We start from the raw sequence: 6295 nt of genomic DNA on the forward strand, positions 1-6295 counted from the left end.
CGGTTACCGCTCGATATATGGGAATTGCCGAGCCGACATGGCCTCGCGCGCTTCGGGAAGAGACGGGTGGCCGCCGATGAAGTCGTCGGGGTAGTACGCCAGGTGGCGCACGCCCGCAGCCAGGAGCAACTTGCTGTGTGCGAGCAGCACACCGTCAGGCAATGGCTTGCCGGTGCGCCAATCCACGGTCTGCAGTTCGAAAATGGTGTTCTCCAAACCATGCGGCTGCTGGCCAACACGCTGTGCCAGCTGCTGCAGCCACTGCTGCGGATCGTTGGCCTGCTCCATGTACGGCATCGCCATCAGCGCGGTGTAGTCGTAGGCCGAAGCAAAGGCGTCCAGGCGCTGCGCAAACCAGGCTTCGCTGTGCGGCTCCAGCACTGGCTGCGCGAACAGGTTGCGCACCGTCACCAGTTTGGGTCGCCAGCGTTCGGCGGCCGCCTTCAACTCCTGGGTGAAGCCGATCAGCTGCTGCGTGCGCCTGGTCGGGTCGCCATTGCCGTAGGCAGGCACTTCGTCGTCGCGCAGATAGGCATCGTCATGGAACAGCAGGCCTTCGAAGTAGGTGTTGGCGGCCAGGTCTTCGTAGATGTCGGCGACCAGCTGATGCGTGCGCGGATTGCCCGGATCCAGGCGCGGCACATCCTTCGGGTCGTTGCCGCGAATCTGCAGCGCGGCCTGCTGCTGTGCATCGGGCAGATGGAAGCCCAGCACCGGCAGCCAGGCGAACACGCGCACGCCGGCACGGGTACGCAGCTGCCAGGCCACACGCCCGAACAGGTCCGCACGCATCGGCAGATGACGGTTGGGGAAATACAACGCATCGGCGGCGCCATCGCCGTCCGGGTCGGCGAAGGCCTGCAGGAACACATGGCTGGGGCCGATGTCCTTGACCCGCTGGACCAGGATGTCCAGGTTGCGTGCCAGCTGCGCCGGGTCCGGGTCGTAGACGTAGTCCAGATCGATCTGGATCGCGCGCAGGCCATCGCGCGACAGATCGCGTCGCAGTTCGCCGGCCAGGTCGCGCACATCGGGATTGTTGAACAGCAACAGGCGGCCGAGGCTGGCCAGCGATTGCCCGTCCACGCGGTCGCGGCCCTGCTGGCCGATATCGGCTTCGTGCGAGCGGCCTTCCAGGTCGAAGCTCAGCGTCATGCCCAGTTGCGCGGCAATGGCGTTGCTGGCGCGGTTGTAGGCGGCATACGGCCACACCATGGCGCGCGGTGGTGTGCCCAGATGCGCCACGATGGCGTCGCGGCTATGGCGCAGATCGGTCTGGATGCGCTGGCGATACTCCGCTTCGCTTTCGTAGCCCTTGCCTGCATCCCAGCGCCGGGTGACCGCCGCCGGGGTCTGATTGCCGAACGGGTTGCCCGCGATGCCCTTGTGCAGATCGTCGCTGTGCGAGCCGATTTCGACCAGGCCGCTGTCCTGCATCTCGCGCAGCTGCGCCCAGGTGACGAAATCCTCGTGGGTGAAATCGCGATGGCCGTAGGGCACCACCTGGCCGGCGGGCAATTCGACCCAGCTGGTGACGGGTGCGACCAGCGCGGGATAGCCGTAGGCCTGCAATAACGGGAACACGCGCGTGTAGACGCTGCGCAAGCCGTCGTCGAAGGTCAGCAACACCGGCCTGGAGGGCAGGGCATGCTTGCCGGCACGTGCATCCAGCACCTGCTGCACGCTCACCGGGTGATAGGCGTGCGAGCGCAGCCAGTCCAGATGTGCGGCGAAGTTGCTGGTGGACACCGCATAACGATCGGGATCGCCCTTGGCGGCGACATCGTCGCGAACATCGTGGTAGCTGAGCACCAGCAGGCCCGCCTGCGCCGACGACGCGAACGTCATCAGCAGCAAGGCGACCAGCAGCAGCGGCAGGCGGATCAAGGCGTACCTCCCCATCGGAAATCCAGGTCGAATCCAAGTTGTTGTTCGCGCTGGCCGTCGTAGACCGGGCGCGACCAGCTCACGCCGTAGCTCAGCGCACTGCCGTCGCCCAGCGACCACAGGTGCCGGTAGGCCGCGCCGGGCACCCACTGACTGCCGAAGCCGGACTGATAGGTCGGCCCGACCGTGACCTCCAGCCGCTGCCGGAAGGCGTAGTCGTAGCGACGCCAGCCGATCTGATCGATGCGCACGCCGGCGGCCACCGCAGAGTTGCGGCGCGGATTGAAGTAATTGACGGCGCGCTCGTCTTCGGCGCGTCCGGCCGAAGCGGCGAACAGGCCATCCAGCAGCACATGCGGGCTGGCCCACAGGCGTTGGCTGCCCGAAAGATCGAGTTGATCGCGCCGATTGCCGTCGCTGTAACGCAATTGGCGTGCCTGCAGTTCCCAACGGCTTTCGTCGTTGGGTGTCCAGCGCAGGGCCGCGCCGATGCTGTCGCCGGTGATGCCGAAGCGGCGGGCCTGCAATGAGGCTTCCGGATCGCGCGTGCGCCAGGCGACGCTGCCGTACCAGGCATCGGAAAACCGCCAGCCGGCATCCAGTGCCCAGGCGGTGCCATCGCGATCGAAGTTGTCGAGCGCCCGTCCGCCGTAGGCACTGACATCCAGGCGGTCGTAGTGATAGTGCGTTCCCAGCCAGAAGCTGCGAAAGCGCACACGCGTGTCCTGGAAATCGGCCCAGTCATCGCGTGCACGCAAACCCACACGCCAGCCTTCGCCAAGAAATGGCGATTCGGCTTCCAGCAACGTACTACCGAAGTCGTTGCCCAGCGGCGAGGTGCTGTTGGTCAAGGTGTCGTTGTCGCTGCGCCCGCGCGCATGGCTCAGATGCACCTGCCAGCCGCGTTGACGTTCCAGCGAAGCGCCAAGCCGTTGCAGGCCGGCGTCATCCGGATATTCCTTGCGCAACGGGGCAAATGTCGCATCGGCCAGGTCCAGGCGATCCAGATCGCGCTGCGCCTCGACCACGCCACTGCGCGCCTGCTTTTGATGCGGATCCAGCGTCAATGCCATCGCGTGACGCTGCAGCGCTTTGCCGGGGTGCCCGCGACGGAATTCGATCGAGGCCAGTGCCGCCTGCAGTTCCGCGTTGTCGGGGCCGATGGCCACGCGCTCGCGCAGCAGGCGGTCCGCGCCGCGATTGTCATTGGCGGCAGAGCGCGCGGTGGCCAGGGCGATGTCTGCGCTGAAGCGATCCCAGTTTTCGTAGCCGCTGTTCGCACCGTTGCGGCGCGGCCAGGGCGCCTGCGTGGCCGCGAGCGTTTCGAACAGTGGCATCGCCAGATCGAAGCGTTCCTGCTCCAGCAGGGCGTAGCCCAGCAACAGTTGTGTATTGAAGTCGTCCGGGGTGTGCTGCAAGGCTTGCCGCAGCACGGCCTCGGCCTCGGCCGGGCGGCGCAGGCCCATCAGCGAATCGCCGACCGTCGGCAGCACATACGCGGGAACGTCGATGCCTTCTGCTTTCAAGGCCTGGTAGCTGGCCACCACGTCGCGATGGCGCTGACGCTGGTTGAGTGCGGCCAGGCTATCGACACGCAGCCGCGTGGCTTCCCACCTCGACTTCGGCGGTGATTCGCGTTCGATGCGGGCGATGTTGACCAGGGCCTGATCGGTCTCCGCGTAGCGGTGCACGGCATCGATGGGCTCGGCGCTGGCCCACCCGATCATGCGGGCGACGCGGTCGTTTTCGATGCGCTCGCGCTCCTGCTGCGAGAACCAGTCCGGATGCCGCCATACGGCCTCTGCCGCAAGCTGTGCACTGCCGAGGTCGCTGAGCGTGATCGCGCGCATGGTGTAGGCGCCACGATCCCGTGGGTTCGCACGCAGTACACGCTCGTAGATGGCCAAGGCATCCGCATGGCGTTGCTGGCCGCGCAATTGCTCAGCCTGCTGCATGGGAGTGAGGGCGGTGGAGGCGTCAGTCACCCCGTCCGGCCGCACTTCACCACCGTGCGCCTGGGGCACACCTGCGGCAATCAAAGCGAGGCTGAGCAGAGGAGTGAGTGCGCCCGTGCGGTCAGGACAACCGCGACGCACGTGGTTGCAAGAGCTGGGGGAGGAGGCAGTGCATTAGCGATCCGGGCGTATGACGACCGGCGATACTGCGTATGCCTATGTAAAGTCTACGTCGTCAAGAAATTGACGCGACCTTCATCGGATGAGCTCGTTTGAAATGAGAATTGCGTCTCAATTTAACCGAGTACGGGTTAGTCGACCGGACTTGTGAGACCTCCACTGGAACTGTCGAGCCTGTTTACTGAAATACGGCCCTGCCTAGAACCCATCGAATTTCGACGTTGGAAGGTAATTCGATATGGCAGTAAAAGTTATCGCCTCACTTCTACTTTAGCGCTGAGATGTCGGACGTATCCGGAACTAGGCTCGACGTAATTGGCTAGGCAAACGGAGAAGTAGGGCTTCTGGGCCCATTTTATGTGATTTTCATCACATAATCGGGCGAGTCGGGTTTTTCTTACAGGGTGATCCCTACACGGCGCGTTGACCGATTTTTAACGTTCCGTCACAGTTGCGCCGAATTCGTTGTGCTGAAGAACTACGGCGCCGTTTTGGTGGCCAGGCATGGCGGTGTAGGCGACGGCGTGCCAAGGCATGGCCCGCCGTATCAGGGGGCAGGACAGATGTGGATGCGTTCGGCGTCAACGGCGCTGGCGGCTTGCCTATGGGCTGTCGCCGGGCTGGCGGCTGCACAACAAACAGCACCGACAACGCTGGATCGCCAGGAGCAATTGCGCCAGGCCGAGGAGATTCAGCGGCGTCAGGAACAGGAGCGACAAGCACCTTTCGCCGGCCCGCGCGAGGATGCCGAGCGCCTGGATGCGCGCAGCACCGTGTTGCCCGAGGAGAAGCTGTGTTTTCCGATCGCCCGCGTGCGCCTGTCCGGTGCAGGGAACGACGGCGCGCGCTTTGCGTGGTTGTGGAAGGCGCTGCGTCGCTATGAAGGCCGCTGCATCGGTCGCGCCGGTATCGACATCATCCGCCGTCGCGCCCTGGATCAGCTGGTCGCGCGTGGCCTGGTCACCACGCGCATCGGCGTGCCCGAACAGGATCTTTCGCGCGGCGAACTGCGTTTCGAATTGATGCCCGGCCGCTTGCGTGCGGTGCGCCTGGTTTCCGACACCGGCGGCGAACATTGGAAGAGCGCGCTGCCGCTACGGCACGGCGATCTGCTGGACCTGCGTGCGATCGAGCAGGCGGTGGAGCAGTTCAAGCGACTGCCATCGCAGGACGCCAAGATCGACATCGCGCCGGGCGAGGCACCGGGCGAGTCGGATCTGGTCATCACCTTGCAGCACGGTCGGCGCTGGCGTGGCGTGGCCAATGCCGACGACTCGGGCGTGGACGCTACCGGCCGCGTGCAAGGCGGGCTGGATGTTTCGCTGGATAACCCGCTGGGCCTCAACGATCTGCTCAGCGTCGGCTACAGCCATGACCTGGCCACGCGCGACGAAGAGCGCGGCACGCGTGGCAACAGTCTCAGTTACAACCTGCCGTGGGGCTGGTGGACGTTTGCGTTGTCGGCCTCGTCATACCGCTATCACCAGCGCGTGGACGGATTTTTGCAGACCTTCCAGTCCAGCGGCGAATCCAGCAACGCGCAGCTGGATATCCAGCGCGTGTTGCACCGCAATGGCACCAGCAAGACCTCCGCCGGTGTCACGGTTGGCCGGCGGCGTGCGCGCAGCTATCTGGATGGCGTGGAGATCGGCATCCAGCGTCGCGATACCAGCAGCGCGGAGTTTTACTTCACTCACCGCCGCTATCTGGGCGCGATGCAGCTGGACGTGCGCATCGCGCATCGGCGCGGCACGCCGTGGTTCAACAGCCAGTGGACTGGTTACGACCCGCAGATCGGGTTCCCGACATTCCGTTATGGCGTGACCACGCTGGACGTGAGTACCGCCATGCCGTTCAAGCTGGGCCCGGTGCCGATGGCGTGGGAGAGCAGCCTGCGTGCGCAAACCGCAGGCGAGCTGTTGCTTGGCTCGGAGTTCGTCACCATCGGGGGCCGCTACAGCGTGCGCGGCTTCGATGGCGAAGCGACCCTGGGCGCGGAAAAAGGCGCGTACTGGCGCAACACCTTGAGTTTTCCGATCCAGCAGATCGGGCTGACACCGTACCTGGGCCTGGATGCCGGCCACATCGATGGCACCAGTGCCAGCGGCCTGCGCGGGCGCAGCCTGGTGGGCGGTGCGGTGGGTCTGCGCGGCGGTTGGTTCGGCGCCAGCATCGATGCATTTGCAGGCTGGGCAATCCATCGCCCGGATGGGTTTGGAAGCGCGCAGCCGGCATATGGCGCGCGTGTGATCTACCAGTTCTGACATGGATCG

At 65.1% G+C, this 6295-nt stretch carries 3 protein-coding genes; 1 reads left to right on the forward strand and 2 read right to left on the reverse strand.

Going from position 1 to position 6295, the window contains the following annotated elements:
• Positions 1–3: 3 nt before the first annotated feature.
• A complete protein-coding gene (pgaB, locus tag EO141_RS21030; RefSeq protein WP_127170207.1) occupies positions 4–1902 on the reverse strand; it encodes a poly-beta-1,6-N-acetyl-D-glucosamine N-deacetylase PgaB in 1899 nt (632 codons plus the stop codon).
• Positions 1884–3842: a tetratricopeptide repeat protein gene (locus EO141_RS21035; RefSeq protein ID WP_127170229.1), complete on the reverse strand. Its 1959-nt coding sequence runs from the start codon at positions 3840–3842 to the stop codon at positions 1884–1886. The genes pgaB and EO141_RS21035 overlap by 19 nt, the downstream gene beginning before the upstream one ends.
• A gap of 743 nt (positions 3843–4585) precedes the next feature.
• Between EO141_RS21035 and EO141_RS21040 the strand changes: the two genes are divergently transcribed.
• Entirely contained in the window at positions 4586–6286 is a 1701-nt protein-coding gene (locus EO141_RS21040) for a ShlB/FhaC/HecB family hemolysin secretion/activation protein (RefSeq protein ID WP_127170208.1), read from the forward strand.
• Positions 6287–6295: the final 9 nt, after the last annotated feature.

The organism is Xanthomonas sp. BRIP62415, from assembly GCF_003993515.1.
GTDB classification, from domain to species: Bacteria; Pseudomonadota; Gammaproteobacteria; order Xanthomonadales; family Xanthomonadaceae; genus Xanthomonas; species Xanthomonas euroxanthea.

Coding starts and splice junctions, on each gene's coding strand:
- EO141_RS21035 (WP_127170229.1), bottom strand. CDS start 3,842: ATGCAGCAGGCTGAGCAATTGCGCGGCCAGCAACGCCATGCGGATGCC.
- pgaB (WP_127170207.1), bottom strand. CDS start 1,902: ATGGGGAGGTACGCCTTGATCCGCCTGCCGCTGCTGCTGGTCGCCTTG.
- EO141_RS21040 (WP_127170208.1), top strand. CDS start 4,586: ATGTGGATGCGTTCGGCGTCAACGGCGCTGGCGGCTTGCCTATGGGCT.